The sequence below is a fragment of the Vibrio sp. SCSIO 43132 genome, assembly GCF_019904195.1.
Lineage (GTDB): Bacteria > Pseudomonadota > Gammaproteobacteria > Enterobacterales > Vibrionaceae > Vibrio > Vibrio nigripulchritudo.
Map to the genome: position 1 here is coordinate 2,061,017 of NZ_CP063200.1, position 25,881 is coordinate 2,086,897.

The 25,881-nt window shown below is 43.7% G+C and carries 23 protein-coding genes; 7 read left to right on the forward strand and 16 right to left on the reverse strand.

Annotated features, from left to right (window positions below; genetic code table 11):
- Positions 1–66: 66 nt before the first annotated feature.
- A complete protein-coding gene (locus INR79_RS27495) occupies positions 67–1,188 on the reverse strand; it encodes an acyltransferase family protein (RefSeq protein ID WP_223098134.1) in 1,122 nt (373 codons plus the stop codon).
- Between the two features lie 540 nt (positions 1,189–1,728).
- Between INR79_RS27495 and INR79_RS27500 the strand changes: the two genes are divergently transcribed.
- Both INR79_RS27500 and INR79_RS27505 read left to right on the forward strand, forming a co-directional pair.
- Positions 1,729–2,304 (forward strand): sugar O-acetyltransferase, encoded by a 576-nt coding sequence (locus INR79_RS27500; protein ID WP_045963471.1) that lies wholly within the window; start codon positions 1,729–1,731, stop codon positions 2,302–2,304.
- A gap of 738 nt (positions 2,305–3,042) precedes the next feature.
- Positions 3,043–4,767 (forward strand): glycosyl hydrolase family 18 protein, encoded by a 1,725-nt coding sequence (locus tag INR79_RS27505; protein ID WP_223098136.1) that lies wholly within the window; start codon positions 3,043–3,045, stop codon positions 4,765–4,767.
- A 230-nt stretch (positions 4,768–4,997) separates the two neighbouring features.
- Here the strand turns inward: INR79_RS27505 and INR79_RS27510 are convergent, their stop codons facing one another.
- The 12 genes from INR79_RS27510 to INR79_RS27560 form a co-directional block, all read right to left on the reverse strand.
- On the reverse strand, positions 4,998–5,495 hold the full coding sequence (locus INR79_RS27510; RefSeq protein ID WP_223098139.1) for a VOC family protein: 498 nt from the start codon (positions 5,493–5,495) through the stop codon (positions 4,998–5,000).
- Between the two features lie 87 nt (positions 5,496–5,582).
- On the reverse strand, positions 5,583–6,395 hold the full coding sequence (locus INR79_RS27515) for an AraC family transcriptional regulator (protein ID WP_022561955.1): 813 nt from the start codon (positions 6,393–6,395) through the stop codon (positions 5,583–5,585).
- Between the two features lie 45 nt (positions 6,396–6,440).
- Positions 6,441–7,442, reverse strand: coding sequence for a metal-dependent hydrolase (locus INR79_RS27520; RefSeq protein WP_223098141.1), 1,002 nt, complete (start codon positions 7,440–7,442; stop codon positions 6,441–6,443).
- A gap of 199 nt (positions 7,443–7,641) precedes the next feature.
- Positions 7,642–9,183, reverse strand: coding sequence for an ankyrin repeat domain-containing protein (locus INR79_RS27525; RefSeq protein ID WP_223098143.1), 1,542 nt, complete (start codon positions 9,181–9,183; stop codon positions 7,642–7,644).
- Positions 9,184–9,446: 263 nt separating this feature from the next.
- Entirely contained in the window at positions 9,447–9,578 is a 132-nt protein-coding gene (locus tag INR79_RS28230; protein ID WP_022590686.1) for a hypothetical protein, read from the reverse strand.
- A gap of 141 nt (positions 9,579–9,719) precedes the next feature.
- The gene (locus INR79_RS27530) at positions 9,720–10,328 is read right to left on the reverse strand and encodes a LysE family translocator (protein ID WP_223098146.1); all 609 of its coding nucleotides are present in this window, start codon (positions 10,326–10,328) and stop codon (positions 9,720–9,722) included.
- 23 nt (positions 10,329–10,351) lie between these two features.
- Positions 10,352–11,182 carry an AraC family transcriptional regulator gene (locus tag INR79_RS27535; RefSeq protein WP_223098148.1) on the reverse strand — a complete coding sequence of 277 codons (831 nt, stop codon included), beginning with the start codon at positions 11,180–11,182 and terminating at the stop codon, positions 10,352–10,354.
- Between the two features lie 88 nt (positions 11,183–11,270).
- Entirely contained in the window at positions 11,271–11,561 is a 291-nt protein-coding gene (locus INR79_RS27540) for a hypothetical protein (RefSeq protein ID WP_223098160.1), read from the reverse strand.
- A 175-nt stretch (positions 11,562–11,736) separates the two neighbouring features.
- Positions 11,737–13,185, reverse strand: coding sequence for a decarboxylating NADP(+)-dependent phosphogluconate dehydrogenase (gene gnd / locus INR79_RS27545; RefSeq protein ID WP_004402854.1), 1,449 nt, complete (start codon positions 13,183–13,185; stop codon positions 11,737–11,739).
- Between the two features lie 20 nt (positions 13,186–13,205).
- Positions 13,206–13,922, reverse strand: coding sequence for a 6-phosphogluconolactonase (pgl, locus tag INR79_RS27550; protein ID WP_022612050.1), 717 nt, complete (start codon positions 13,920–13,922; stop codon positions 13,206–13,208).
- Entirely contained in the window at positions 13,919–15,421 is a 1,503-nt protein-coding gene (gene zwf / locus INR79_RS27555) for a glucose-6-phosphate dehydrogenase (protein WP_223100336.1), read from the reverse strand. Before zwf ends, pgl begins: the two co-directional genes overlap by 4 nt.
- 307 nt (positions 15,422–15,728) lie before the next feature.
- A complete protein-coding gene (locus INR79_RS27560; RefSeq protein ID WP_223098163.1) occupies positions 15,729–16,682 on the reverse strand; it encodes a phosphotransferase in 954 nt (317 codons plus the stop codon).
- Between the two features lie 357 nt (positions 16,683–17,039).
- Here INR79_RS27560 and INR79_RS27565 point away from each other — a divergent pair, with 357 nt between their 5' ends.
- The gene (locus tag INR79_RS27565; protein WP_004402849.1) at positions 17,040–17,783 is read left to right on the forward strand and encodes a flagellar brake protein; all 744 of its coding nucleotides are present in this window, start codon (positions 17,040–17,042) and stop codon (positions 17,781–17,783) included.
- 127 nt (positions 17,784–17,910) lie between these two features.
- Here INR79_RS27565 and INR79_RS27570 read toward each other — a convergent pair whose 3' ends face one another.
- Positions 17,911–18,120, reverse strand: a complete 210-nt coding sequence (locus INR79_RS27570) for a cold-shock protein (protein ID WP_004402847.1) — start codon at positions 18,118–18,120, stop codon at positions 17,911–17,913.
- A 551-nt stretch (positions 18,121–18,671) separates the two neighbouring features.
- Here INR79_RS27570 and INR79_RS27575 point away from each other — a divergent pair.
- The 3 genes from INR79_RS27575 to INR79_RS27585 are packed head-to-tail and all read left to right on the forward strand — an operon-like array spanning position 18,672 to position 22,013.
- On the forward strand, positions 18,672–20,762 hold the full coding sequence (locus tag INR79_RS27575; RefSeq protein WP_223098166.1) for a protein-disulfide reductase DsbD family protein: 2,091 nt from the start codon (positions 18,672–18,674) through the stop codon (positions 20,760–20,762).
- Positions 20,763–20,766: 4 nt separating this feature from the next.
- Entirely contained in the window at positions 20,767–21,252 is a 486-nt protein-coding gene (locus INR79_RS27580; protein ID WP_004402844.1) for a protein disulfide oxidoreductase, read from the forward strand.
- Positions 21,253–21,263: 11 nt separating this feature from the next.
- Positions 21,264–22,013 carry a DsbA family protein gene (locus INR79_RS27585; protein ID WP_022597265.1) on the forward strand — a complete coding sequence of 250 codons (750 nt, stop codon included), beginning with the start codon at positions 21,264–21,266 and terminating at the stop codon, positions 22,011–22,013.
- A 7-nt stretch (positions 22,014–22,020) separates the two neighbouring features.
- Here INR79_RS27585 and INR79_RS27590 read toward each other — a convergent pair whose 3' ends face one another.
- A complete protein-coding gene (locus tag INR79_RS27590) occupies positions 22,021–23,676 on the reverse strand; it encodes a diguanylate cyclase (RefSeq protein WP_022597267.1) in 1,656 nt (551 codons plus the stop codon).
- A gap of 275 nt (positions 23,677–23,951) precedes the next feature.
- On the opposite strand from INR79_RS27590, the gene INR79_RS27595 reads away from it, so the two are divergent.
- Entirely contained in the window at positions 23,952–24,887 is a 936-nt protein-coding gene (locus tag INR79_RS27595; RefSeq protein ID WP_223098169.1) for a DMT family transporter, read from the forward strand.
- On the opposite strand, the gene INR79_RS27600 is transcribed toward INR79_RS27595, so the two are convergent.
- Complete coding sequence (locus INR79_RS27600; protein ID WP_004402834.1) at positions 24,844–25,632, reverse strand: EAL domain-containing protein; 789 nt, start codon at positions 25,630–25,632, stop codon at positions 24,844–24,846. The genes INR79_RS27595 and INR79_RS27600 overlap by 44 nt on opposite strands.
- Between the last annotated feature and the right edge of the window lie 249 nt (positions 25,633–25,881).

Below are 25,881 nucleotides of genomic sequence, written 5' to 3' on the forward strand. Positions count from 1 at the left end.
TAGCAACAAATATCACAGATAATAAGCTACTAACTAGTGGCTTATTACCAAATACTCCCATCCAGCTCAAATCAAACCAGTTCTCCCCTTACTACAATGTCCAGCCGCTTTTCGGCTTTTCCCTTCATCTGGAATGCGCAAAAGCCTTAGCATTGCCATTTTAAATATCGGAGCCAGCCTGCGTTCTACTTGTGTATGAATGACATAGGCTGCCACCAACATGAGAGCAATGGTCGAAGTGACTAAAACAACGGAATCAACGGAATCACCAAAGTGATTGAAGATGATATAGCCGATGTTTTGGTGTACCAGGTAAATCGGGTAAGTCAGCACGCCAAGGTAGTACAGCCACTTTTGTCTGAGTATGTTTTCTTTACAGAAGGCGGTAACGCAGAACAGCATAAAGAAGGCGATGTTGAGAGTGGCAATGACCGTGGTGTTGAAAGTGATAGAGAACCATCCAGACATTAACTCACCAAACAATGTCGATTGCTTAACCATATAAACGAACGACAGTGCCAGCAGAAGCATTTTAAAGGCAGACGCGCCATCACGGCGAATACCATCACGACGAATAAAGTAGAACACGCCTCCGGCGGCAAAATACCCGCTCCAGTGAGGAAAAATAGACACCCACATGTTCATTTCTTTAGCCCATGGGTGGAATAGAGTGGCCGTTGATACAATGAGTACTATGGCAATAACATGCAGAAAATACTTCATCATTCTAAAAAGCAGCATACCAAAGACGAGTAAGTAAAATTTCACTTCAAGAAACAGAGTCCAATATGCCCCATCGACAGGCATATGCCCAAACCAGTAATTCACCATGGTTAAATTGGCAAGGAACTGTGCACCGTCAACCGTGAATTTGGGAGCGCCAAAATAGACGGTAATAATGCTGGTCACGGTCAATGCGAACCAGTAGGCAGGAAACAGACGGGAAAAACGAGATGCAACAAACTTGCGAGCGCTGCCCCCTTCTACGCTCATAAAAATAACGAAGCCACTTATGACAAAAAAGAAATTGATACCCATATAGGCGTATCGGCTCCAAATACGAGTATTTTCTAGATCAATAACAGGAGCATGTCCTGCCATATGTGCAGAATAGGTATAATGAAAAATCACAACAAAAATTGCTGACAAAAACCTGAGCAAATCTATTTCGTAAAACCTTGTCTTCATATTTAATTGTCCATAAATTCAAATAAAAATCTTTTGAAACAGCGCAATATTACCCATTCAGCACTTGTAACTATGAGGTGAACACTCAACGAAGAAAGACAATTAACCAGCACGCAAACTTAACTTAACATACTGTTATAAAATGGGTTTATTGCTACATTCACGAACTACAATCGTACAGGGGTTTATGTAAATCAGAGATAAGCAGTTATTAATTATGTGCTGAGACTCATAAAATAAAATATTTACAATGAGTATTTCATTCAACAATTAATAGTTAGGAGTTGAAGTTAAATAATCCTTAATAAAACTTAAATTAAAAAATTAAATATCGATTTATATTGATATTCTTGTTTTCACAAACGTCATTGTAATAGTCGAATAAAGTAGCATTCGAGTATTTAAAAAGTCTGGATAGTTTTCTAAACGGAATTCGAACATTGGATGGTTTCCCTCTACTGGCGAACCAATGAATAGATAGCTCCACCAGTGATACAATGTTACCGCAGTAAACCGATAGATAACGAGTTGAGGGGCAAGATGACTGAATTTGAAAAGATGCTCGCAGGGAAAGATTTTGATGGTAGCGCAGACAGTGTTGACCGTATCCGTCAGAATGCGTCTAGCTTGTTGCAAGCCATTAACCAAAGTACCGATGGCGATCAACGCAGTGAATTATTTCGACAGCTTATGGGTAGCATTCCAGATTCTAGCTTGATCCGCTCTCCCTTCTATTGTGAATTTGGTAAGACCATCTCAATTGGCGAAAAGACCTTCATCAACATGAACGTGACTATGCTGGACGGCGCGAAAATTACCATTGGCAATAATGTGTTGATTGGTCCGAATACCCAGCTTTACTGTGCTAGCCACGAGCTGAATTACCTTGCACGTCGGAACTGGGAAACTTCCTGTGCTCCTATAAACATTGAGGACGATGTGTGGGTTGGCGGTAATGTTGTGATCAACCAAGGTGTCACCATAGGTGCAAGATCTGTGATTGCAGCCAATTCAGTAGTTAATAGCGATGTTCCGCCAGATTCACTGTATGGCGGAACGCCTGCTAAGTTAATCAGGAAAATTCATGAAAATGGTGAAGAACTTGGTAACGAATAGGTTTTAGTTAGAGAGATTCCTTATCGCACACTTCGAAAAGTACAGCAGCCACTACTGCCCTGCCTCAAATAAGGTATATCCCGTACGCGAAAATCTAGCATTCTGCTTGGGTCATAACCTGGGCTTTAACAACTTGGTCTGGCATCTCTAGAAAATGAGCTGTTTGCCTTGTCGCCTAATATTCTGAATCGCGTTCAAAAATAATATTATCTGATACAGAAAAATACAGTATTACACTCCAATTAATAACAGTATTGGTCGATTATTAATATTTATCCTGTACGGTATCTTTGCCTGTAAATAAATATTCACGTTAATAATAAAAATCGATATTTCTCATTAAAAATTTAACTTCATTCATTATTCTTCTTCATTAATTTTGAATTTTTATTCGAATTATTGTTTCTAAAATAACTCAGTCTTCTTATTGAGACAGTATTTTTTCTTCAAAAAATAACTCGAATAAAAATCACAGAACAAGCATTAACAAAGGGAAAATATAATAACATCAAATTGACATTTAAATTCAACCCTTTGTTTTTATTGAACTTTAAAACCAAATCATCGTAAAAATGTGACTTTAATAAAATACATATACAACAACAGGCATATGGATCAAATTTTATAAAATATATAACGTAATTATTAGCAGCAACAAACATAATCTTGGTAAAACAAGAAACATTTAAAATCATTAAAACTTAAATTTTATTAAAGGTAGATAAAATGAAAACATCTATGAAAATAGTAAGTTTAGCTATATTAGCAGCGTGCAGTACCGCTGCGTATAGTGGTCCGAAATGGACTCAGGCTGAGAAAGTATTTAATACTTATGAAGACAACGCCTCGCTATTACCAGTAGCAGGTTATGTCTCTAACTGGGGTGGATACGATCGTAGTTTTGATATCAATGACATTGAAGGAAAATACGACAAGTTAGTTTATTCCTTCATGGCGCTTTGTGGCACCGAGATTGGTGACCCAACGATTACTTCTGCTGTTAAGTCTGCGAAGAAAGTGTGTGCCGATGGCGGTTACCCTGACTTCACCATTGTGTTTACCGACCCATTTGCAGATCTCCATAAGGATCTTGGCGCAGGTAGCGGTAACTGGGTAAGTGAACTAAACGGACCTGCAACTTTTGAAGCAGGTCAGGAACACGCTGGTGGTTTGGTTGCTGTTCTTCGTGAAATGAAGAAGCGTGACCCAGGCTTAGAGCTTGCTTTCAGTGTGGGTGGCTGGTCGCTATCTGAACCATTCTCTCGTATGGCAAGCACATTTGAATCTCGTAAAGTGTTTGTCGACAGTGCAGTGAAGTGGTTCACTCTGTATCCAATGTTTGATCAGCTCGACATTGACTGGGAATACCCAGGTGGTGCGGGTGCGAGTGAAAACTCGTGGTCTCCAGACGATGGTAAGAACTACGCGCTTCTTATCAAAGAGCTTCGTATGGCTCTAGATGCTGCTGGTATGCAAAACAAGAAAATTGCTATCGCCGCTGGTGCGCCTGCTTCAAAACTGGACGCGTCAAACATCAAAGCATTGATCGATAACGGTTTGGATTATGTTCACTTAATGACGTATGACTTCATGGGTGAATGGCAGGACAAACTTGCTCACCACACTAACCTGTCTGGCGAGCAGCTTAAGAATGACGATACGTTCCACTCTGCTGAGAAATCCATTGATTACATGATCGACGTGCTTGGCATTCCATCAACGGCGATTCAGATTGGTTATGCAAACTACAGCCGTAACGCTGGTCAAGTGAACCTTCAAAGCGTTTCTCCACTGATTGGTTCGTTTACGCCGGGTAATGCTGCAAACAAATCTTATGATACGGGTTCTTCTGAGCTTTACGATTACGCGAACAAGCTCGTGAGCTTTAAGAGCACAGGTGCTGCTGGCATGCAGGGCTATGAGATTTACACCGACATCGATGCGAATGCAGACTTTCTGTTCAACAAGACCACAAAACAGTACATAAGTGTTGATACACCTCGAACAGTTTACGCGAAAGCGGCGTACGCGAAAAAACGTAATCTGGGCGGTATTTTCAACTGGATGGTCGATCATGATCCTGGTTACCACATCAATGCTGCACGTGAAGGTTTAGGCTACAAAGTCACTCAAACTAAACTGGACATGACTAATGTTATTAATACGTGTGGACTTATCGACGTTAACGGAAACAAACTGACTGAAGAGGACTGTAAAATCCTAACAGGTGTTAAAGCTGGCTCTATCGGTCCAATTGAACCACCAACGAAGCCAATTGAGCCACCAACAAAGCCAACTGAGCCACCTGCAGACCTATGGGATGCGACAAAAATTTACCGAACTGGTGATATCGTAACTTTCGAAAACAAAAAATGGAGAGCGCGAAACTGGGCTCAGGGTGGTGATAACCCTAAAGTGTCATATCAAAAAGATAAGTGGGGTAACTGGGAACCTGCCAACTAATACCCGCTATTTTTAGTATTCTCTCATTTGATCCCTGTTCTGGTTAATCCAGAGCAGGGATTTTTTGCAAATTACACTTCCCTACAACACAAAAAAGCCTCCCGAACCATTACGTTCTTCGAGGCTTTTCAAATAAATAGAGTCGATGTGCAGGTTCAAGAATACTCCAAGACTGAAGTATGATCTTGGCGTTATTCGTTAACCGTTATCAGATGTTAGCTCTTCCTGAATTAATTTGGGGAATGTAACCCCATTCTGTTTCCTTCTGAGTCGCGGAATATGGCAAAGAATCCACTTTCGTCAGCATGAGCGGTTTTGGGAATAACGATTTTGCCGCCGTTTTTTTCCACTTTATCAAGAACAACCTGAAGGTTGTCTCCCCCGTTTAGGTATACCGTGACACCACCTGACGAAGGTTGAAAACCTTCTTCTTTTAAAACCACGCCAATCACTGCCTGATCTTCATAAGGAAACAAGCCCATTTCCATGCCCGGCATTTCCATCTGCTCAATATTGATGCCGAGGATTGCCTGATAGAAATTGATGGCTCTTGAAATATCTGTTGCTGGGATTTCAAAAATAGAAATATAACTGTTCATACCTTCTCCATTTTGATTCATGACTGAATCGCCTTTTGGTTTTTCTGATTCAACTCGGTCTGCGCCATAACAAACAGTGTAGCCAAAAGCTAACATTGCAACGGTAAGACTCAGCATTACCTTTCTCATGTAACCCTCACATCTACTGATTGAAATGTTAAGGAAAGGTTATGCAGTCAATGGGAAAAGGAATTGTAAAAATGCGACAAATTGAATTCACTTATAGAACATGGAAGAGAGAGTCATGTTTTCATTTCCTAAGAATTCTTTTGGGCTGACTCCGGTAAACTCTTTGAAATCCTTAATAAAGTGCGATTGATCATAGTAATCATTCTGGTAGGCGATTTGGGTAAGGTTTTCCTCTTGGTTAAGCATCATTTTTAACGCGCTTTGAATCCGAATCAATTTACCTAACTGTTTCGGGCTGACACCAATTTGTTTAACGAACATCCTTTCAAGTTGCCTTCTTTTGGATGGGTCTTCTTTGAGGATCTTGCTGATCGATGTGCTTCCTTTAGTTGCGAATAGAGTGTCTATTGTTGTTTTAACGATATTATCCACTGTCTTCTGTTCACTAAGCTTATTCAGAAGAAATGATTCGATTATCTCTATTCTTTGTTTCGTATCTGCTGCCCTAATAATGTCTTGTTCCAGTTGATTAGCCGTTTTTTCGTCGAATAACTGAGCTAACGGCGTCTCGGTATTTTCCAATGCTTTGATAGGTACGGTTATAAAGTTGGCAAAGCCATAGGGGTAAAATCGGATCGCAAATGTGTCGACGCGCCCCGTCGCCTCAATATAAAAAGGGTCGATGATATGCCCCAATACCATGGCTCTGGGCTGCAGAATGAAGCTATCTTCAGAGGTATACCTTTTGATATCGTCTCCCAGAATGAACGCCATTTCGATATTGCCGTCTGGGATGATTCGCTGTCTTTGAGTCTCCTCCATTTCAGGGACTTCCAAAGTCCAGTAGCAACTGATTAGCGACTCTAGATCTGGGTGTGGTTGAAAGGTCTGATAGTTCATAAGCGATTCATTTCCCTATGTTATGCGCCACCAAAGTGGCTTCCATCAATCATCCAATAGCATTTCAAAAAATAATGCTCTGGACGTTGCGGAGTTGTCCCTGTGAGTAGCATACTCTACATGCGTTTCCTCAGAAGCGCTTGGAGATAACCTGATGCTCCAAAGCGCATTTAGCTGATTTGGCACAACAGAGTAACGTACGTCAATGATACGTAACTCATCAGTTGGGTCCTGCGCGACATACCCATTGGAAAACCAGCGGAAACGTTCAATATCTTTAGCTTGCTGTGAATCAGGTTCGAGCCAAGGGAAGTCTCTGCCGACATCTAACTTAGCCACGGATTCACCGGTATAGGTTTTCACCGACGTTCCCACCCTTACTGCATCCACGTAATAGCTGTCTTCGGTTTCATAAACCACTTTCCAAAGTAAAAGGTTCGCGAAACTTGGTTTGGCTTCAAGTTTAATCGGTGCATGCTGTCTTTCTTGTGCCAATTGCCAGCCTGCCGCTTCCGCTCTGTCTCTTTGAATCATTCCAAACGTCAGATAGAGCAACACCCAAAGAAAGGCGACACGGGCGAACAAAGGGTTTCGCTTCAGTATTCCAAATACAAGTAGTACCAGAATAGGTAGCGTAAATACAGGATCAATAATAGACACCGTGTTCCAGGCATAACGTGCATTACTCAAGGGCCAAAACAGCTGTGTGCCATAGCTGGTGCAGGAATCCAGCAGCGCATGAGTACCATAACCTAGTGCACAAAAGATCCAGCTTTGCCTGAACGATAGCCCCTGTCTTTTTGCGATCAGCGGATGCAAGACCAAGGCACAGATTAAGCTTCCAATAGGGATGAAAAGGAGTGAATGAGTGAACTGCCGGTGGAATTCCAAATACAGCAGTGGGTCGGTTGATGAACGAATGAGCACGTCCAAATCCGGAGCCATTCCTGCGAGCAGCCCTAACGCCCCAGCAACAACCACGCTCTGTTTTTTGCTCACCGACTGAGGCAAAGAAGCGCCTAGTAAGCCCTGCGTTAATGGATCCATCAAGTATTCTCAATTAGAGTTAAACCGAACACAGTTATACTGTATTACTTAATAGCAAGATCATCAAAAGTGCTTTCATTTCAGTGTAAAAGGGAATGAACGAGTTCGCTAATCTGAGTATCCAAAACGCGTTGTGGACACACAAAAAAACCTCGAAGATCGATATGGTCTTCGAGGTCTTTTAATCAATAGCTTGAAATCAATGCGACGACAATTTTAAGGTTTCAGTTAACTCTTTCCGATCGTCATCAGTCAAATTATCATTTACATATTTTGTCAACCAGTCTATCGGATACTCAATAGTCGCCGGATGGTTACGCTCATTCCTAACACCAAAATTTTTCGATGCGCCATTATCGAGAAGTAGCTGTATTAAATCCTTGCTGGCATATCTGACTGCGTAATGTAGAGGTGACATATTCGATGTTCGGAGGGTATATTGGCACCTATCATCAGGAATAATTGTGCCAGTGTTCACTTGAGCTCCCGCTTCAATAAGTAGCTTAGTTGATTCATAACTATCATACTGAGCCGCATACATTAGCGGAGTCTTGTTGAAGACATTTTTATTATTAGGGTCAAACCCTTTTTCTAAAAGATATGCAATCGCTCTTGGATATGTGACGGAAGCATTTAATATGCTTTCATTCGTATCGTACCATCCAATTTTTTGAGAGCTTTTTTCCATATGAGATACATCTATTTTCATTATCTGATCAATAGGTAGCTTTTGCAAAATTGCCCTTCTTAACTGGATTTCTTCTTCAGTTTCAAAGGGTTTATACATATAAAACCTTATTCCAGAACTAATAGCACTTTTTAAGGCATAATTTGCTATTTTTTCCGCCTCAACTGCCCCCCAATGAAAATGGTCTTGGTAGAATTGAGTCAATTCAACTGTTGCAGAATTAATTTTTCTAACATAGGAATTAAAAGCTTCATATTCACTTAAGCCTTGTAGCGCCCAAAGCTCCAAGTTTCTAAAATCTATTTCATATGTAGAATCATCGTAATTATTGTAATTTACTTTTTCCGGTGTTTGTTTTGGTGCATGAAGTAATCTTTTAAACTCATCGCTTATCCTGATAGACCAACGTCCATGAGTTGCCATCGAACCACAGAAACTAGCCGATCCAGACTGTCGTCTCAGACCTCGTACATACCCTCTCAAACTTAAAAGAGTATCTTGCATTTCATAGTAATCGCTTTTTATTAATTTGATTTGCTCAGTCGTTGGCATTTTATTTAAAGTGCAAAGATGCTTCCAAGAAGCATCACCGAGTAACTGGTGAAGTTGATCTTCTTCCTTCCCAGAGACATAAAGGTAATACTTCCCATCATCTGAAGATAAAATGTGCCCTTCTCCTATTGGAGGTGATCTTTCTGATAATTCATTATAAAAATCCCTGTCGTCCCTCCGGTTAGGAAATGGCTGAACTGATGCTAGATATTGATATCTTTCACAAGCACCTCCACAGCCTGCATGCCTAAAATAAGTTAAATAGATAGTATTTCCGTTTATTTTAATTTCTTTACCTGCATTGCGTTCTAAAGAAGATGGAAAGTTTCGATCTATATCTCCATCCCATAGTTCTTTTGTTTTTGGAAGCATCGTTTGACAAACAGGATCATTATTTACCTTTAGAGTTGGCTGAAACCATGATTTTGAGAATCCAGCCGCTTCTGAATTTAATGACATTAACGGACTAAATAACAACAGAAATAATCGACTATTCTTCATAACTTACCTTTTTAGGTTCATTTAAAGTATGTAACGTGAAGTAAAGAAGTCTATGCTCAAGTCAACGCTAACAGATAAATCAAAAGTCAAACCTATTAGGAATCACAAAATAATAATGTTAAAGAATTATATATGAGAAAAACATTTATTATTCAAAGTTTAAGTAGTATTTGTAATAAATAAAAAGCCTCGAAGATCGATATGGTCTTCGAGGCTTTTTAAATGCATGGAGCAGTGAAATTGCGGAATCCAAATGTATTGGATTAAAGCGCTTCTTCCTGGGCTTGCTTTACCAATGCCTGACGTTGAGCTTCCTTCTCGCATGACGAGTTATCTTTGTTATCTTGCTCGTTTTCCAATTCACTTGGTACGAACACATAGTATTTATTGAACATCTTAGAACCTCAAACTGCATGATTTACTGCGCCTGAATAATGAGTGCGACGCAACAAAGAAGCAGATACTAATGACTTTGTGCTCAATATTCAATCAGGATTGTGTAATCAATTGTCAGAAGTTGGTGTTTGCGATGAGCTTCATACGGCATGATTCAAGAGGGGAAGGTAAGCGGTTTCGTAACCTAAACTGATCGCGACAACAACGAGTAGCCAAGCTAATACTTTGTTAAAAATAGAGAAAACCCTTGGGCTCCTGAGTTTGTGACCGACCACTTCCCCTAGCATTGAATAAGAACTGGGGGCACCAAAAGCTAATGTGGCAAGTACGCCAGACCAAAGCATTGCTTCGCTTCCCTGAATCCCAATTGCAGGAAACTGTACAGCGGCAACAGGCAAAACGGCAGCTGGAGCTTTTGGATTAAGCAACTGCATAACGAAGCCGTCTTTAAAGTTAAGAACATGAGTTTCCACGTTTAGCGACGCAACCTGACTGCGATAGAGTTTCCAGGCGATGTAAAGGATGTAGCTGCACCCAACCACTGCCACAACGGGTAGCCATGCTGTTGGAATTAATGCTTTCCCAGCCCAGCTTATCGAGGCAAACAAAATGAACATTGCGACACCTACTCCAGCGTAAAAGCCAATGTATTGCTTGGTGTTATTTTGCAGCCCAGCGTTGAGTGCCAATAGGTTTACAGGTCCGGGCGTGTACATGACCCCTATGGCGTAGGCGAAGATTTCGAACATTGGATCTATCTCTTGATAAAAGTCTAGGAAAGGCGTTGTTTTTGGTATTGTGCTGGCGTCATTCCATAAACACGCTTGAAGCGCCGGTTGAAATGGCTGCTGTCAGCAAATCCGGCTATTTGGGCGATATCGGTAGCGGTTTTCCCCGACTCCAGAAATCCTCTCGCCAGATTTAGTCGGCAATTGAGCACGTATTGATGAGGCGTCATGCCGTATTGCGCTTTAAAGACCCGAATCAGATGGTATTTCGACATATTGCATGCGTGGCTGATGTCATCAATTGAGATGTCCTCTCTGGCATGCGCATGAATAAAGACTTTGGCTCTTTGAAGCAGGGTTTCACGGCGTGTGTTTTTCACGGGTATCTCAGGTGCCTGCCCACTCATTCGAATAATGGAATGGGCAACTTCAAGCAACGCAGCATCGTATTCCACAGTAGATACGCCGTCTTCAGACATCCAGCGTGACAGGGTCAAAATTTGCTGACGAAGTATAGGGTCGCTCGACAGCGTTTCTTTGACTCTTGCCTGATTGGGGTTTACGACTCCCAAAGTCTGAAAGTGCGAAACCAATTCGTCTGGATGAACATAGAGCATGACGTATTCAAGATCTTCTGTTCCCCCAGATTGCCCGTCGTGCACATCTTCTGGGTTGAATACCATCACCCCACCCGCTGGACTTTGGTGAAACTGAGTTCGACAGAAGAAGTCTTGCCGTCCTTTTAAAGTTACGCCAAAGGAATATTCTTCATGGGCGTGTTTGTCGTACGTAAAATCGCTCATGCTAGCGCTCAGCAGTATTAGCCCGTCAATGCTCTGATTTCCCTGATAGTGAAATTGATTTTTGTCCTGCATGGTCAATTTCCCGTTTATCCTTCATGAGTCCAGGTTACGTCTTTTATCATCGCTCAGCTTGAACAAAATTGCTCGTTTTAGAAAGCAGTTAAAATAGCACTAGCAAACTTATAAAGGTTACCGTAATCCCACCAAAGCCGAGTACCTGCAAAACACCTTCAGGGTATTCCTGCTGCCAACTTGGGAATAGAATTGCCATGTATGAAGTAAAGGGAACTCCGATAGCGAAGCTTCCTATCCGATGATGGTCAGGCAGTTCGACAAAGAAAGTGAGATAGATGGCGTAAACCAAAAAGTAGAATGTTCCTATCCATTCCGTGCGATGCAAATCTCGCCATACAAAAAACAGAGAAACGAAAGGAATGAAGATTAAAGCCATTGCTGCCTCGAAAATATAATTTATCTATTGCAGGTAACCATACTTCAATGAATAGGTAGAAAGGGGCTATTTTTCACATACGAGTTTGCAATTGTGATCCAATTTCAGGATATAGAAGCTTTAAAAAGTAAAAAGGGCGCCGATTGGCACCCTTTGAATTTGGATTACGAAGCAATTAAACGTCGTAAGTAGTAGACGCAGTGTCGCCGCCTGTACCAGTCCAGTTCGTGTGGAAGAATTCGCCACGCTCACGGTCGATACGCTCGTAAGTGTGAGCACCGAAGTAGTCACGCTGAGCTTGAAGCAGGTTAGCTGGAAGACGTGAAGTTGTGTAACCGTCTAAGAAAGATAGCGCAGAAATCGTACATGGCATTGGGATACCAGACTCAAGAGATTTCGCTGCTACTTTACGCCATGCTGCCAGGCTGTTTTGTAGGATGTTTTTGAAGTACTCGTCAGAACCTAGGAACGCGATGTCTGGGTTTGCTTCGTACGCATCACGGATGTTGCCTAGGAATGCAGAGCGGATGATACAACCACCACGCCACATTAGTGCTACGTTACCGTAGTTTAGGTCCCAGCCGTTTTCGTTCGACGCTTCACGCATTAGCATGAAGCCTTGAGCGTAAGAGATGATCTTAGATGCAAGAAGCGCTTGGCGAAGTGCGTCGATCCACTCTTTCTTGTCGCCTTCAACTGGAGTGATCGTCTTACCGAACAGTTTTTCAGCTTCAACACGCTGGTCTTTCAGTGCAGACAGGCAACGAGAGAATACAGACTCAGAGATAAGCGTTAGAGGAATACCCAGGTCTAGTGCGTTGATACCCGTCCACTTACCAGTACCTTTCTGACCGGCTGTGTCTAGGATTTTCTCAACAAGAGCTTCACCGTCTTCATCTTTGTAGCCAAGGATGTCAGCCGTGATTTCAACTAGGTAGCTGTCTAGTTCAGTTTTGTTCCAGTCAGCGAATACTGCTTGCATTTCGTCAGCTGAAAGACCAAGACCGTCTTTCATGAACTGGTATGCTTCAGTGATAAGCTGCATGTCACCGTATTCGATGCCGTTGTGTACCATCTTAACGAAGTGACCCGCACCATCGTTACCAACCCAGTCACAGCAAGGCTCACCAGCGTCAGTTTTTGCAGAGATACCTTGGAAGATTGGCTTAACCGCTTCCCAAGCTTCAGGCGCACCGCCTGGCATGATTGAAGGACCAAAGCGTGCACCTTCTTCACCACCAGATACACCAGTACCGATGAAGTGGATGCCTTTCTCGCGACAATGCGCTACGCGACGGTTTGTATCTGGGTAGTTAGTATTACCACCGTCGATAATGATGTCGCCTTCGTCCAGAAGTGGGATTAGGTTTTCGATGAACGTGTCTACAACGTCACCAGCACGAACCATGAGCATCACTTTACGTGGTGCTTCTAGCTTTTCTACTAGCTCTTCTAGAGAGTATGCACCAACAATGTTTGTGCCTTTCGCCGGGCCTTCTAGGAACTCGTCTACCTTCGCAGCAGTACGGTTGTGAGCAACCACTTTAAAGCCGTGGTCGTTCATGTTTAGGATAAGGTTTTGACCCATTACTGCTAGGCCAATAACACCGATATCACCTTTCATTATTTATCTCCATTAATCGATCAGGCAATTTTACTTGCTGCGTCTGAATCTAAGTACCACTCGGTTTCGCCCGCTTTGGACTGAATTTTCGCCGCCGGATAAGGCAACGCTTCCGCTGGAGTGGTGTGAATTTCGTGTACGATCTCGATCTTGCCTGCGCCTAGCACCAAGTAGCTAATGCGCTTTGCCGCTTCCAGAACTTTTGCTGTTTTGGATACGCGGATTTGACCGGATTCAGGATGAGAAGCCAAAACAGCTAGGTTCTCATCGTTATAATTGGTTTGCCCCGGGAACAGGGAGGCAGTGTGACCATCTGCACCAACACCCAACAGGATCCAGTCAAACACTGGCGTGCCGTTTTCGGTTGGGATTACATCTGCCATTTCTTTTGCAAAGCGTTCAGCTTCAACTGCTGGCTCGTCTTCACCACGAATGCGGTGAATGTTTTCTGCCGGAATCTCTACTTGGCTAAACAATAATGTATTCGCTTCACCGTAGTTACTTTCCGCATCATCCGGTGCTACGCAGCGCTCATCACCCCACCAGAAGTGAAGGTTGTTCCACTGAATGGATGTAGCGTAAGCGTCTGTCGCAAGCAGCTTGAACAACATCTTTGGCGTGCTGCCGCCAGACAAAGAAATGTGAACAGGCTTGCCTTGCTCGCTGAACGCTTTCAGCTCGTTTGCTAGGCTTTCTACTACCTGATCCGCAGTTTGGAAGATCTTATGATTGATCATAGTTCGCAGTAATCCGTGTCGGTAAGGTTCTTACAAGGGAAGCGCCATGCGCGTCCGTCGCGCTGAAGCAGCTTGTCGGATTCGATTGGTCCCCATGTTCCGCATGCGTAGCCAAACAGCGCTTGTGGATCTTGTTTGAAGTCCAGAATAGGCTGAACATATTGCCAACAAGCTTCTACTGCATCACTACGGGCAAATAGAGTAGCATCACCGTTTAGCGCATCAAGAAGCAGGCGCTCATATGCCGTCAGCATTTGCGTTTCTTCCAGAGAAGCGTAATGGAAGTTCATTTTCACTTCTTTCGCGTTGAAACCTGCACCTGGCTCTTTCAGACCAAAGCTCATCTGAATGCCTTCGTCTGGTTGAATACGGATGATCAGTTTGTTTTCTGGCGCATCCAAACCGAATACTGGGTGAGGCGTGCGTTTAAAGTGAATGACCACTTCTGTTACACGAGTTGGCAAACGCTTACCAGTACGCACGTAGAATGGCACACCATTCCAACGCCAGTTGTTGATGTAAGCTTTCAAGCCAACATAAGTCTCGGTACGAGAATCTTCTGCCACACCCGGCTCTTCACGATAACCCGGTAGGAATTCACCACGTACATCCGAACCTGTGTACTGACCCAAAACAAGGTTGTTTCGAAGGTCTGATTCATCAAGCGGCTTCAGGCACTGAAGCACTTTTACCACTTCATCACGCATAGAGTCTGCGTTGATTTGTGCAGGCGGCTCCATACCCACCATTGCCAGTACTTGCAGCAAGTGGTTTTGGAACATGTCACGAACCGCACCAGAGCCGTCGTAGTATCCGCCGCGCTCTTCAACACCCAAGAACTCTGCACCTGTGATTTCAACGTAATCAATGAAGTTACGGTTCCACAGTGGTTCAAACATCGCGTTAGAGAAGCGGAAAACCAACAGGTTTTGAACCGTCTCTTTACCCAGGTAATGGTCGATGCGGTAAATCTGGTGTTCCTGAAAATGTTCGTGGATTTCTTTATCCAGCTTCTGAGCCGATTCCAGATCGTAACCAAATGGTTTTTCGATAATAAGACGACGCCAGCCTTTACTTTCGTCGTTGAGACCATGAGCAGCAAGTGCTGCTGGAATCACGCTGTACAGACTTGGTGGAGTGGCTAGGTAGAAGAGGATGTTGCTTTGTTCAAACTGGTAAATGTCGGACAGTGTATCCAGACGCGTCGCCAGTTTTGCGTAATCGCTAGTGTCAGAAGTATTGATCGCTTGGTAATGAAGGTGATCAATAAACGCATCTAACGTTTCAGGTTCCGTTTTTTCCATTTCCTGAAGAGAGCGTTTCAACTTGTCGCGATAAGACTCGTCGCTGTACTCGGTACGACTCACGCCTAAAATCGCAAAGGACTCTGGAAGCTGCTTATTTGCATACAAATGGTATAAAGCAGGGATCAGCTTACGGTAAGTCAAATCGCCAGAGGCACCGAAGATAACGATGCAGCTGTTTTCAGGTATTACCATCATCTTTCCTTAAAAGAGGGATTTTAATGGGACACAAACTATCAGTGTCCCAAGTAAATTAACAATAGGTGTTAACTATCAGTCCGAGAGGTAAGAGCTATGGGCTACTTAGTGTTCAACTGAGCTAAAACAGCGTGCTACTTTACCTCAGCTAACCGCGATACGCATCCCAAAAACTTACCTATTTCAAATTTGTTGAGAAAAACTACAAAATTTCTGTAACGTTTACAATATATCAAACAATAATAATTATCATTTACAAAAAAACAGCTCAATCATTTGGAAATATGGTATTCCAGAAAATTCGTTACTTCGCGAGGTAAGACAATCCTTTTGTAGCACATGCTTTTGAATATTTATTGATCTTCCAGTGTTCTGGACTCCATCCCTCTAGGAACCTTAGAAAATCCGCCCAAGCCAGGTAGTAAAAGGGACGCCAGCTTTCGGTGATCTGCTTTGCGTCTTGTTCTGGATGATAGAACAAAATCGCCTCTTCAAATTGAGAAAAGTAGTAATCTAACAACAATTCCTCAAAATCTTTTGCCTGATCGACAGGTACGCAGCTGCTGATGAACAGCATCACGTCTTTCATCGCACAACCATGACCGACGTATTGGAAATCGACAGCGGCGACCTGAGCGTTGTCCTCGGAAAAACAGAAATTTGCTAACTTAGCATCGCCATGAACCAGGGTAGGAAATGGGGTATGTTTTAACGCCTCGTCAATGGCTGACGCTTGCTGTTTTAAGTCACTGTCTGGCATCGCTTCCCATTCATCTGGTCGGGTGTCCAAATGCCAGTATGTCCCCTGATCCCAAAGATTGGTTTCCTCACAACCTAAATGTTTTGCATGAAAGTTGGCGAGCCACTTGAGGCAGAGCTTCCAATGGACAAGAGAGGACTCTTTGACTATTTGGGTTAGCCCCCAATCATTGAGATCAGACATGACGATTACATAGTTGGCTGGATTAGGATCCACATCAAGGCCAATGGGCATTAAACAGCGAGGATCTTTTTGTTTGGAAAAATGCTGATACCAGTTTGCTTCTATTACATAGGAAGCCAGCTTTCGTTCTGTCGATCTCGCTGTATTCCACCCTCTGGGATGAGCAAGTGTGTCCGGCAGTTCTATCCATTTGGCAATAACAGACTGACGACACTCAGAGTCCAAATACCAGCGCTCAAGCCGCCCAAAATCACCCCACAGTTTTTGGATGAGTGCTTTCTTGCACGGCGCAAAGGGTGGCTGCAATTTGTCCATTTCAGAATTTCTTAAAGTATTGATGAATGCTGTGTATTCTCGCTCAATTGGCAAGAATTAGCTAACAGAGTGAGTTATTACTAAACTAAACACATACAATGACTCAAATTTGAGCTTTTGAATGTATGTGCCGGACCGATGCTGGAAAATTGAGCGCAATTTATTCGCACAGCTCACATTAGGCAATGATGATTTAGCTGTTTTATAAATCATTCCTTATAATGACATCGTACTCACTAACTTTGTTAATAAGTACTTCAATCTATTGACCTTATTGTAGATGATGAGTACCGTTGTAATCGGAAAAACAACGATAAGATAAAGCATTACAAAGACTTAAAGTCGAAAAGGAACACCATGGCTGGAAACTCTGCAGAGGCTAATCTTCAAAGCAATACTGAGCAAGAAGTATTTAAAGGCGCAGAAACAACACTAAAAAGCTCTGATGCATTAGGGATGATTGAGCACAATAGTGACACGACGATCAATATCTCGACACCTGTAGGTATCAATTACAAGGGGATTACGCCCTTTATCGGTACGTATGGATCAGATTTTATTCTACTTGCAGCCCCAGATATTTCAGACGAAGACTACGAATACTTCTTTCAGGAAGGGTTTTGGGTGAACGTGAAAGCCATTTCACCCCGCGGAGAAGGTGCACTCATCTATTTCAGAAGTCAGATCATGCACATTGTGAACGAGCCCGTTCGCATGATTATGATTTCTATCCCGAGCACCATGAAAGTACTTCAGCTAAGAAAAGAACCAAGATACGACGTTTCTCTTGCCGCGGTTGTGGCATATAACGGTCAGCGTTTGGAGTGTGAGGTACGTGATCTTTCGAAAGGTGGTTGTCGAATCGTGACCAGCCCGTTGATTCGGACCTTCCAGATCGAAGAGAAAGTTCAGATTGCGATTGTTGAACGAACCCGCAGCAAACTGGATTTGCCTATTTTGAGTGGAACAATATGTAATATGCAGCGTTCTCATCACTATGCCCGCTACGGGATGATGTTTGATGAGAAGGGTAAAAAGAATGTGCAGAAACTCCTAAGCCATCTCAAATTTGATGGTTCAAAATTGGCACTCAAAGCCTAACGTAAATTGTATTTTCTATAGAAAACAAAGGATAAGAAACACACTTTCTTATCCTAAAAACAAATTCGCCCCGCTCTCTCAAAGAGAAAGCGGGGCGCGATATTCTGATCTAATCTAAACGATTAAATTAGATTTTTTCTACGTTCGCAGCCTGTGGACCTTTCTGACCTTGTTCTACTTCGAACGACACTTTTTGGCCTTCAGCAAGTGTTTTGAATCCGTCACCAGTGATAGCGCGGAAGTGTACAAATACGTCTGCACCACCGTCTTCCTGAGTAATAAAACCAAAACCTTTTTCTTCGTTAAACCACTTAACTGTGCCAGTTGTCTTAGACATGGGTATTTCCTAAATTGAATCTTTGTATCTCGTAGCACGACAATCGTGCCAATATATCAGCCGGAATTAGAATTACTTATGAGAGGTCTTAACATCGAAAAGAAAACACTTCAGGAACAGACCGCAGAGCAGTAGGTTAGAGAAGACTTCTTGAGTCAGAAACAGCAAATAAATAGGTCTGTGTACAGGCCAACCTCCAAGTTACGCGAGTTTCCGCTGTGTGTATATGTTTTTCTTCGATTATCGTCAAAAAATAACGTTGATTGTGATATCTGTGTGCAAATTCCACAATATTCACACAGAGTTCATGAAAGTTTTGTAGGAATTTCTCGTTTTTCCAATTTCCGAACCCTCTGTTTGTCAAAAAAATTTTCTTATTTTTGGGAATATTTTCCGCTAAACCTGGGTCTATTCCCTCGCAATAGATACAACTCTTTTGCCAGATTCTTCGATTAGCTCAGGTTTCGTGTTCATCAAACCATGAAAACGCAGCCCTGATCACTATCCTTTCGCTCCCGAATTTGGGTATTAGGTATACAATTTCAAAAGATATGAGAAACCATCACGCACCTGACATCATGCCTAACTGCCCTAAGTTGCTGCTACTTCTGCTGCTCTTTTTCTGTATTTCGCCGAGTGTTGCGGCGAATACAACCGGGTGGATGGCGAATGAGCAGCACCCTCCAGTACAAGTGAAGTTATCGTTGCCCGGCACCACGAATAAAAATCAAAAGGTGGTGCACGCGCTGTTAGAAGTCACGCTGGAAGATAATTGGAAAACCTACTGGCGATCACCCGGAGAGGGCGGTGTAGCACCTTCCATCAGGTTATCTCCATCTACAAACATCGATCAGATAAACTGGCACTGGCCAAGTCCAAACTACTTCCAGCAGTTTGGCTTAACGGTTCAGGGCTATAAAAACTACGTGGCGTTTCCGCTCGATATTCAGCTTAAAAACTGGGACGAAAGTGCCACGTTTAACGCAACCATAACTTTGCCAAGCTGTACCGACATTTGTGTGCTCACCGACTACCCTGTCTCTCTCAGTTTTACTCCAGCTGAACTAGTTCCTGACTCTGAAATCTTGTTGCGTCACAACCAGGCGATGTCCAAAGTGCCTTTGAAAGAGGGAAAAGCCGAAATCAAAGAGGTTGTCTGGGACGAGACAAGCTCAATGATTCAGGTGACTTTGTTTCATCCTGATGGCTGGCAGAATCCGAACGTATTCATCGAAACCACAGAAGATTCAGACGATCAATTCCAGCAACCTTCTCTATCAATAGAAGGAATAACGTTAACAGCCGTAAGCCAGGTATCGAATACCTTTGGCAAAGTTCAATTTGATTTGCCTTCTTTGCGAGTTACGGTTCTTGATGATCTGCTCGCGCAGGAACTATCGACGACGTGGAAGAAAGGGAACGTATTTCAAATCAGTGGCAATCTGCTTTCCATGCTCTGGTTTGCGTTTGTTGGCGGTCTCATTCTGAATGTCATGCCATGCGTGTTGCCTGTTCTCGGCATCAAAATAAACAGTTTGCTTTTATCTGCGCCTAACAAGCGAACTCAACAAGCCCAATTTTTTGCATCCGCTGCTGGAATACTGGTTTCGTTCTGGCTGATTGCGTTTGCCCTGATTGGCTTAAAGTGGGCAGGATACACCATCGGATGGGGTATCCAGTTTCAACAGCCATGGTTTCTTGCCTTTCTGGCACTGATTACCCTGGCATTCAGCCTCAACCTGTTTGGTGTATTCGAAATCAAATTGCCTGGAAAAGTGTCAGACTCGCTGGCGAAGGATCGCGGAAAAGGGTTGGGTAACCATTTTGCTCAGGGGGCATTTGCTACTTTATTGGCGACACCTTGCAGTGCTCCGTTCTTAGGCACCGCCGTCGCATTTGCGCTTGGCGGAAGCGTTCAGAATGTCTTGCTTATCTTTACGTTTCTTGGATTGGGTTTTGCAGCGCCATGGCTCGTCTTCGCACTCTTTCCGAATAGCACGCGCTTTCTTCCCAAGCCCGGCGCATGGATGAATAAGCTGAAGATTGTCTTTGCATTGATGATGTCGCTCACCACTTTCTGGCTGATCTCGCTGCTACATGCGCATATCGGTCAGTTTGGCACCGTCGTCACGGGAATCGCGACCTTGGTTTTACTCTTGATCCTTCTCACTTCAAAGTACGGTGCAAGGCTTGTAGCAATATTCAGCAGTGCGACGTTACTGGTGGTTGGACTGGGTATGATCATCGCAGGTACAACATCATCATACTGGGCTGAACCAATCGTCGATGACTTAAACTGGCAGCCGCTGGATTCGCAAGCCATTCGAGCTCACGTCGCTGATGGCAAGCTGGTGTTTGTCGACGTTACGGCGGATTGGTGCATCACTTGTAAAGCCAACAAAATCGGCACACTTCTTCAGTCTCCTACGTATGAACATTTACAGGAAAAAAATGTCGTACTGATGCGCGGAGACTGGACGACTGCCAACAGTAAAATTACCGAGTTTTTAATGAGCCACGGACGTTATGGCGTACCACTAAACGTCGTCTATGGACCAGATTCACCTTTAGGCACTCCATTGCCTGTTTTGCTTACACATGATTCGATTTCACGCTCTTTAGAAGCGGCGAGAGGAAACTGACCCAATGTTTAAAATAATAAGAAACCTCACTGGCTACCTGTTACTGATTGTCCTTATTACCGGCTTACTGGATTGGTGGAGAACCAAGCATGTCGACTTTTATGACATGCCAGAAACGCGAGGGATGACCATAGATGGCACCTACGTTGATTTAAAAGAGCTCAGCAAGGAAAAACCTGTTCTGGTTTACTTCTGGGCGACCTGGTGTGGCGTGTGTACCCTGACCAGCCCAACCATTGATTTGCTTTCCGGTCACTATGAAGTGGTCTCAATAGCGCTCGCTTCTGGTGAAGACGAACGCCTTCAGGAATACATGACACATAAAAACTATGACTTCAAAGTCATCAACGACTTGAAAGGCAGCATTAATCAATACTGGCGAGCTCAAGTTACCCCAACTATTGCCATCGTCAAAGATGGTGAAATTCATTCAATGACCACAGGTTTCTCCACTCCATGGGGATTGTGGCTCAGATTGTTGCTGGCATAAGGAACCAGAAAATGACTCAAATAACCAAGTGGCTTGGCGGAATAAGTCTTGCCTTCAGTATGGTGAGCGTAAGTGTCGCCGATGCCGTCAAACCTTCAGAACAGCTCACACCGGAGCAAAGTGTTCAACTGGCGGAAATCGATTCTATTCTTCGCAGTCATCCACAAATCATTGCAGACTTAAATCAGAGCCTGAAAGGTTACGTTGCGCAGTTGGAGCGCACGGAAAAGGCATTAGAAGATCAAAGAGAATGGCTGACTAAAGCGCCAGAACACAGTAAAGCAGGTTCGGACAATCCGAAACTGACCATCATTAACTTCACGGATTACAACTGTCCTTATTGTAAGCGGTTGGAAATCGGTCTGGCGAAGTTACTTACTGAAGTTAAAGATGTGCAGGTGGTAAATGTTTACGTGCCATTACAGCAGCAGATTGCAAGTGGTACCAACACTAACTCTGCTTTCTACGCTTTGAAAGTGTGGGAAAAAGAGCCAGAGAAATTTGCCGAAGTTCACCGCCAGTTGGTGGCTCACCCAACCCGTCACGATGCCGACTCACTCAATCGCATCGCTAAAGACACAGGAACAGAAAAGTACTTGGAAACAGGTGAGCGAGAGCAAAGCATCGTGTCGAAAAACATGCAGGCATTCAGCGAACTGGGTCTGAGAGGCACTCCGGCAATCATCATTAACGATGAGATCGTTCCGGGCTTTATTCCATACGCTCAGCTTAAAGAAACGGTGGACAAAGCTCTGAACTAAGTTTTCTCTACCCTGAACTTGCCTCACGAGGCAGCGTTTTCAGGGGCACAGCGGTGGTTTTTAAGCCGCTGTGCACATGTTGGTCCCGCCCATTCTCTTTTGCCTGATACAAAGCAATATCCGCATCTTTCAGTAACCCTTCCACTCCATTAGATGATTCTGGGTAGGTTGCGATACCGATCGAAACCGTCACCTTTCCAAGCATTTGACCATTAAGTTTTGGGTTGATGTCTCTGACGGCGTTGCATACGTTATCGGCAGCAAGAATAGACTCTTCCAGTGACGTATCGGGCAGTAAAATGGCGATTTCTTCTCCGCCAATCCGGCACACTTTGTCCTGCTCCCGAGTGGCTTTCAGCAACACGCCTGCTAGCTGCTTAAGCACAAAATCACCGGCATCGTGCCCGAAATTGTCGTTGAAGATTTTGAAATGATCCATATCGACCATCAGCAGCGAGAAACTCTGTTTCTTGCGACTTGCGACATTCATGTCCTGCTCGATGGCATCTTCCATATAGCGGCGATTAAATAGACCAGTCAGAGGATCTCTCAGTGCCTGTCGTCGCAGCTCTTCCTGAAGCTCCAGGTTCGCAATGGCTAATCCGATATGTTCCGCAACAGTGCGACAGAGGTTGTACTGGCGCCGGCACTCCTCTTCGTCTCCAAAAGCCAGATGCATCATACCTACAGTGTTGCCGTGCGCGATTAAAGGAATACAAAGCACTTGCTCGTCATTTACATTTGGCATGTGCTTACAGGGCATGGCAGCGAGATCGTCTCTCGCCATATGGCTTTTCCCTTTACGCAGTGCCCAGCAATCATCCGGCGGGTAGATGTTATCGCCAATCCAGTCACCGCCCCACACCAGTTTTACTTCAAGCAAATTTCTTGAAGAACGCATTATTGAAACCGCCCCTAAAACATCCCCAAGTATCTTAGGCGCCAGATCTTTCACCACCTGCTCCGCTTCATGGATAGTACTGCATGCCGCCAGCAAGCTGGCAAGGCGGTTGAGTAACTCCACTTCCCGAGTCTGCTGTGCATACTGTGCTTTGTATCTGTCTTCTTTTTTCGCCAGATGTTGAACAATTTGACGGTTGTTTAGGTAGGTAATCACCAGCATCACCGCCAGCGCAGAACACATGACCAAGAAAAAGAAGGTAATGAACCTGTCTATGGCTGAGTTGATGTATTCGATGGGAACCGATATCCGTGCGACGCCATAAAAATCGCGTAAGGCGAAAGGTTTAGCGACATGCAGATATTCGATCCCCTTGGTTTCACTGAAGCGCATCGCATTGCCTACTCCCAGCTTCAGTGCGTTTGAAAACTCTGGATGGTTATTTTGTGGAGGCTGGCGAATCAGTTGGGCTTTGGATAATCCTGTATCAAAAATCAGCTTACCCTGCTCCGAAATAATGCTGATCTCATGCCGCTTTTGAGCAAAAGGCGTTTTCTCAATAAATTCATCAAAGGCTTGGTAAGAAGGGGAATCTACGGAAACCGACAACCCATAAATAATACTATCCAGCTCAATGTGTAATTCATTTGTGATCAGGCTGACGTATGATTCTGACAAGGCTTTCTGAAGCACAGCAATCGAGCCGACGAACAATGCAGTCATCGCAATAGCAGGCATATAGAGCTGTTTCGCTTTAATCACACTCTTTCTCCAATCACACTCTCTCCGTTTATCAGCAGCTTCGCTTGTCGTTTCTCATGCCTATCGCTCGGTCACGCCCCCATCAAACCTGACCGTATCAGGGCTTTAAAGTTACTAATATTTCTTTTTTATATAGCTCAAATAATAAGCTTAGTTGCAGATACTGGTTTTGTATTCCTCTCTGAAATTAAATATATCTTCACATAAAGATACTTTACATGGACGTAAAATAGGCGTACATTAGCCACCATTATCTTCACATTGATATAGTTAACATGAATATATTCCTAGCCATGATCCCCGCTTTCTTTTGGGGTACTACTTACGCAGTTACCCAGTACACCGTTCCGGACTGGCCACCTCTGCTGCTGGGTTTTGTTCGTGCTCTGCCCGCTGGCTTACTGCTTTTCGCACTGAAACCCGTGATACCTGCAAGACATCAATGGCAACCTCTTCTTATCTTGTCTGTGATTAACATTGGCGCTTTCTTTGCGATGATCTTCCTGATGGCGGCAACGCTACCCGCAGCAATTTCCGGTGTTGGTATGGTCTCCGTCCCTATCTTTGCGATGATTTTTCAATGGCTTTGGTTCAAAAAGCGACCATCTATGGTTCAGGTGGTATCCGGGGGAATTCTGGTGGCATTTGCGTGGTTCTTATTTGATCCTAGCCAGTTGTCGCTCAGCGTTGTCGGACTGGTCGCCATGTTCTGTGCCATCTGCTGTATTGTTATTGGCAGCATGCTCACTCAGAATCTGTCTAAGGACATGCACTGGTGGGGAGTGCTGAGCTGGCAGCTCATTATTGGCGGGGTAGTTCTCGGGCTGGTTACCGGGCTTCAGTTTTGGGTAGATCCCGCCACTTATCAAGCCGTTCTAAGTAACGACATCAGCATCCGAAACTGGGCGGGTATTACATGGATAGTGCTTCTGAATACCGCACTTGCGTATGGTATGTATGTCTGGCTGATTCGTAAGATGACGGTTGTTGAGTTCACATTCAGTGGAATCGCAAACCCGGTAGCGGGTATCACTGGTGGAGTATTGCTCATGAACGAAAGTTACAGTGCCGCTCAAATCGGATTAATGATGGGTATGATCGCCGTTTCACTGCTGCCTAACTTTATCAACCTGTGGCGAACCAAACGTCGAATCAAAGTTTCGGCAGTTAAAACAGAGAATACTCAGGATAATGTTCCTGTAACGGATTGAAGAGATACCCCTGATATCCCCAAAACGCAAAGGGTAGCAATTGATTGAGTGAATCTTGATCTTCTACCCTTTCCACAATCCACTTCGCGTCACTGGCGGCTTTCTGACTAAGAATGATGTCCAGCTTCTGATTAGGTTCAGCGAGTCCGGATTCAAGATTAAAAAAGGGATTGTCTACTTTCACGTAATCGTAAAAGCCAGCACTGAGCTCGTCGTCCCGAAAGTCATCACCCACCTGATAATCATCCAGAGCCAGTTTAACTCCAACCTGTTTCAGCTTTTCAATTCCAGACAGGTAGTCTTTGTTTTCAATTGAATATTGTCTTTCAGTGGTCTCAATAACCAGAGACTTACCATAGCTTCGCAAATGAGAGTGCACAGCTATCAGTAAATTGACTGTCTTCTTATTGCCAAGGGCATGACGTTCAACATTCAGGAATAGACATTCAAATGGGAAAGAAGCGGGATCGACAGAAATAAGGAAGTGAAGCTGCTGGTCCAGAATATCTTTGGCAAGGCGTTTTCCAAGTTCTCCCTTCATAAAAGAAGTGTGGATAGACGCGTCTTCCTGCGACAATAACAACTCGCTGGCAAGTAACTTCTTATTTTCGCTAACGATGATTTCGTTTTTAAACTGAAAGCGGGTTTTGTCTTGCCCAGAGAAGTCTTGGGGGGGCAGAGGCACAGAACCAGTTTGGTTCCGTAAACAGAGATCGTGACCAGATTGTTTTACGTCTATGCCCATTTAGCAACTACCTTTCAGCTTGGACTACTACTCATTCCTTTTTAAGGCACGCTGATCGGATCAGTGATGCGCAAGTGCCTTTGAATACAAACATAAGCAGTAGGGGATCTCGAATCAAACCGTTTTGACTCAAAACCACATTAATAGTCGACTAATATCTCTATTTCGCATTTGTGAGACAGAAATAATTGTAACAACACATGTTTTCAAGGGAGGCTTTTACTTTCTTCTTACATTCAGAGAAAGAGA

Excerpts from the sequence above, each read along its gene's own strand:
- INR79_RS27540 (WP_223098160.1), bottom strand. The coding sequence starts at position 11,561 with ATGGCTTTAATCTTCATTCCTTTCGTTTCTCTGTTTTTTGTATGGCGA.
- INR79_RS27510 (WP_223098139.1), bottom strand. The coding sequence starts at position 5,495 with ATGAGAAAGGTAATGCTGAGTCTTACCGTTGCAATGTTAGCTTTTGGC.
- INR79_RS27535 (WP_223098148.1), bottom strand. The coding sequence starts at position 11,182 with ATGCAGGACAAAAATCAATTTCACTATCAGGGAAATCAGAGCATTGAC.
- INR79_RS27525 (WP_223098143.1), bottom strand. The coding sequence starts at position 9,183 with ATGAAGAATAGTCGATTATTTCTGTTGTTATTTAGTCCGTTAATGTCA.
- INR79_RS27505 (WP_223098136.1), top strand. The coding sequence starts at position 3,043 with ATGAAAATAGTAAGTTTAGCTATATTAGCAGCGTGCAGTACCGCTGCG.
- INR79_RS27580 (WP_004402844.1), top strand. The coding sequence starts at position 20,767 with ATGTTTAAAATAATAAGAAACCTCACTGGCTACCTGTTACTGATTGTC.
- gnd (WP_004402854.1), bottom strand. The coding sequence starts at position 13,185 with ATGAAAGGTGATATCGGTGTTATTGGCCTAGCAGTAATGGGTCAAAAC.
- INR79_RS27520 (WP_223098141.1), bottom strand. The coding sequence starts at position 7,442 with ATGGATCCATTAACGCAGGGCTTACTAGGCGCTTCTTTGCCTCAGTCG.
- INR79_RS27500 (WP_045963471.1), top strand. The coding sequence starts at position 1,729 with ATGACTGAATTTGAAAAGATGCTCGCAGGGAAAGATTTTGATGGTAGC.
- INR79_RS27595 (WP_223098169.1), top strand. The coding sequence starts at position 23,952 with ATGAATATATTCCTAGCCATGATCCCCGCTTTCTTTTGGGGTACTACT.
- INR79_RS27570 (WP_004402847.1), bottom strand. The coding sequence starts at position 18,120 with ATGTCTAAGACAACTGGCACAGTTAAGTGGTTTAACGAAGAAAAAGGT.
- INR79_RS27575 (WP_223098166.1), top strand. The coding sequence starts at position 18,672 with ATGAGAAACCATCACGCACCTGACATCATGCCTAACTGCCCTAAGTTG.
- pgl (WP_022612050.1), bottom strand. The coding sequence starts at position 13,922 with ATGATCAATCATAAGATCTTCCAAACTGCGGATCAGGTAGTAGAAAGC.
- INR79_RS27585 (WP_022597265.1), top strand. The coding sequence starts at position 21,264 with ATGACTCAAATAACCAAGTGGCTTGGCGGAATAAGTCTTGCCTTCAGT.
- INR79_RS27530 (WP_223098146.1), bottom strand. The coding sequence starts at position 10,328 with ATGTTCGAAATCTTCGCCTACGCCATAGGGGTCATGTACACGCCCGGA.
- INR79_RS27515 (WP_022561955.1), bottom strand. The coding sequence starts at position 6,395 with ATGAACTATCAGACCTTTCAACCACACCCAGATCTAGAGTCGCTAATC.
- INR79_RS27600 (WP_004402834.1), bottom strand. The coding sequence starts at position 25,632 with ATGGGCATAGACGTAAAACAATCTGGTCACGATCTCTGTTTACGGAAC.
- INR79_RS27565 (WP_004402849.1), top strand. The coding sequence starts at position 17,040 with ATGGCTGGAAACTCTGCAGAGGCTAATCTTCAAAGCAATACTGAGCAA.
- INR79_RS28230 (WP_022590686.1), bottom strand. The coding sequence starts at position 9,578 with ATGTTCAATAAATACTATGTGTTCGTACCAAGTGAATTGGAAAACGAG.
- INR79_RS27495 (WP_223098134.1), bottom strand. The coding sequence starts at position 1,188 with ATGAAGACAAGGTTTTACGAAATAGATTTGCTCAGGTTTTTGTCAGCA.
- zwf (WP_223100336.1), bottom strand. The coding sequence starts at position 15,421 with ATGGTAATACCTGAAAACAGCTGCATCGTTATCTTCGGTGCCTCTGGC.
- INR79_RS27560 (WP_223098163.1), bottom strand. The coding sequence starts at position 16,682 with ATGGACAAATTGCAGCCACCCTTTGCGCCGTGCAAGAAAGCACTCATC.